The organism is Intrasporangium oryzae NRRL B-24470 (genome assembly GCF_000576595.1).
GTDB lineage: Bacteria > Actinomycetota > Actinomycetes > Actinomycetales > Dermatophilaceae > Intrasporangium_C > Intrasporangium_C oryzae.
The window spans coordinates 1-2,916 of the sequence record NZ_AWSA01000097.1; the positions used below are offsets into that span (position 1 = coordinate 1).

At 74.7% G+C, this 2,916-nt stretch carries 2 protein-coding genes and 1 pseudogene; all 3 read right to left on the reverse strand.

All coding sequences use genetic code 11. The features are described from left to right. The coding region (locus N865_RS21105) for an FAD-dependent oxidoreductase (protein ID WP_034810248.1) at positions 1-483 on the reverse strand (483 nt) is incomplete at its 3' end. Beyond that, positions 480-2,618, reverse strand: a complete 2,139-nt coding sequence (locus N865_RS21110; RefSeq protein ID WP_051511206.1) for a molybdopterin oxidoreductase family protein — start codon at positions 2,616-2,618, stop codon at positions 480-482. The genes N865_RS21105 and N865_RS21110, both read right to left, overlap by 4 nt. Positions 2,619-2,653: 35 nt before the next feature. Continuing rightward, a pseudogene (locus N865_RS23155) lies at positions 2,654-2,916 on the reverse strand (MFS transporter); the annotation flags it as partial.

Genomic DNA, 2,916 nt, shown 5'->3' on the forward strand with positions numbered 1-2,916 from the left:
CCCCCGCGTGCCCCCCACCCCCCGCGGAGTGAACGCGGCGTTCGCTTCCGAACTCAGCGGCATACCGGTGCGTTCGGGAACGAACGCTGTGTTCGGCGGGCAGTGGGGGGAGGCAGGGGGCGTGGGGGTCAGGGTCGCGGTGCGGGCGGCGAGGTCGACGGAGGTCACGCGGACGCCCGTCACGACGCGTATGCCGCGTGCTGCCCACCAGCCGTCGGGCTTGAGACGCGTCTCGCGGGGGGTGAGGGACCCGGCGACGACGCTCGACAACAGGACGCGGTTGTAGGCCGCGTGCGGCTCCTCGCCGACGACGGTGACGTGGAGGCGCTCGCCGCAGGGGTCGCGGTGACGCAGCTCCTCTGCGAGACGAGCGCCGGCCATGCCGTTGCCGACGACGAGGATGCGACGAGGCCTCTCTGTGCACGCCGTGTCGGGCGTCGTGCTCGGGCGGGCCGTCGTGCTCGGGCTGGTCGTCGGGCTCATCGAGCGGCCTCCAGACGGACGGCGCACGCCTTGAACTCGGGCATGCGGCTCGTGGGGTCGAGGGCGGCGTGGGTCAGGGAGTTGGCCCGACCGTCACCGGCCCAGTGGAACGGCAGGAAGACGACGTCCGGGCGCATGGCCTCGTCGAGCCGGACCGTGGCGAGCGTGCGGCCCCGCCGGCTCACGACCGCTGCGATCTCGCTGTCGCCGACGCCGGCCCGCGCGGCCGTCTCGGGGTGCACCTGGACAAACATCTCGCCCGCGGCGCTCGCGAGCTCGTCGACGAGGCGCGTCTGCGCGCCCGACTGGTAGTGCTGCAGGACGCGGCCCGTCGTGCCGACGAGCGGGTAGTCGGGGTCGTCGACCTCGGCCGGGCCGGCGTGCTCGACCGGCACGAACCGCGCCCGTCCGTCGGGGGTGGCGAAGCCGTCGAGGAAGAGTCGTGGGGTGCCGGACGGGCGCTCTGCGGAGCAGGGCCAGTGGAGGCTCTCTCCGGCGTCGAGCCGCTCCCACGTGATCGCGGAGTAGTCGGCCGGGCCGCCCGCAGTGGCCCGTCGCAGCTCGTCGAACACCTCGCGGGGGTCCGTCGAGAAGGCCGTGCTGCACCCGATCCTGGACGCGAGCTCCGCCCAGATCTCGAGCTCGCTGCGGCAGCCGGGCGGCGGGGAGACGGCTCGGCGGCGCCGGAGCACGCGGCCCTCGAGGTTCGTCAGGGTGCCCTCCTCCTCGGCCCACTGGAGAACCGGGAGGACCACGTCGGCGATCGCCGCCGTCTCCGAGAGGACGAAGTCGGAGACGACGAGCAGGTCGAGAGCGCGGAGCCGCTCTGTGACTCGGCCCGCCTCGGGCGCGGAGACGACCGGGTTCGAGCCGTGCACGAGCAGGGCGCGCGGTCCGCCGTCGGTGCCGAGGGCGTCGAGCAGCTCGAAGGCGCTGCGGCCCGGGCCCGGGAGGTCCTCGGGGTCGATGCCCCACACCGCGGCCACGTGGGCCCGCGCCGCGGGGTCGTCGATCCTGCGGTAGCCGGGCAGCTGGTCGGCCTTCTGGCCGTGCTCGCGCCCGCCCTGGCCGTTGCCCTGGCCGGTGAGCGTGCCGAACCCGGTGCCCGGGTTGCCCGGCAGTCCGAGGACGAGCGCGAGCGCGATGAAGGCCGTGACGGTGTCGGTCCCGGTCGCGTGCTGTTCGGTCCCGCGGGCGCTGAGGAGGTAGGCCCCGCGCTCGGTGTCGCGGGCCCGGGCGAGGGTTCGCACGGTCTCGCGCAGCGTCGCCGTCGCGACGCCGGTGACGCGCTCGACCCGCTCGGGGAGCCACTGGGCAGCGATCGCCCAGATGTCCTCGAAGCCGGTCGTCCGCCCGGCGATGTACGCGCGGTCGGCGTACCCCTCGGTGACGGCCACGTGGATCAGCCCGAGGGCGAGCGCGGCGTCGGTGCCCGGCCGCAGCTGGAGGTGCAGGCCGCCCCCGTCGAGCGCCTTGGCGGCGGTCGGGGTCAGGCGCGGGTCGGCGACCATGAGCCCGGCGTGGTCGGCGGCCGGGACGAGGTGGCTGAGGAACGGCGGCATCGTCTCGGCGGGGTTGGCCCCGAGGAGGAGCACTGCGTGCGCCGAGCCGATGTCGGTCACCGGGAAGGGCAGGCCCCGGTCGATCCCGAAGCAGCGGATCCCGGCGGCCGCCGCCGAGCTCATGCACCAACGGCCGTTGTAGTCGATCTGCGACGTCCGCAGGGCGACGCGGGCGAACCGGCCCAGCTGGTAGGCCTTCTCGTTCGTCAGACCACCACCGCCGAACACCGCGACCGCGTCGTCGCCGTATGCCGCCCGCGTCCTCACGATGCCGTCGGCGACCCGGTCGAGGGCGTCCTCCCACGACGTCGGCACGAGCTCGCCGTCGCGGCGGACGAGTGGCCTCGTGAGCCGGTGCGGCGTGCGGAGGAGCTCGGCGCTCGTCCAGCCCTTCTGGCACAGGCCCCCGCGGTTCGTCGGGAAGCGTCGCGGGGTGACCGTGAGCTCCGCAGCGTTCGCACCCGTCAGGGTCATCGCGCACTGGAGCCCGCAGTACGCGCAGTGGGTGGCGACCCCGGTCGGGTGGTCGGAGGCGCCCACGTCGCGGCCGGCGGGGACCGGGCTCAGCGGCATACCCCTGGATGGCGTCGGGCGGGAGGCGGTCGACGTCATCGGAAGCGCACCCGCGTCACGGCAGCGGCGACGACGTAGAAGACGGTGAAGACGACGAACGCGGCCGTCGCGGAGTGGTCCGCACCGAGGTAGGACGCGCGGAGGGCGAGGTTGATGAGGACGCCGCCCAGGGCGCCGATCGCGCCGGCGATGCCGATGAGCGCGCCCGACATCGCGCGGGACCACGCGGCGCGCTCCACGGCGGGCCCGGGGATCGCGGCCGACTTCGCCTCGAAGAGGACGGGGATCAGCTTGTACA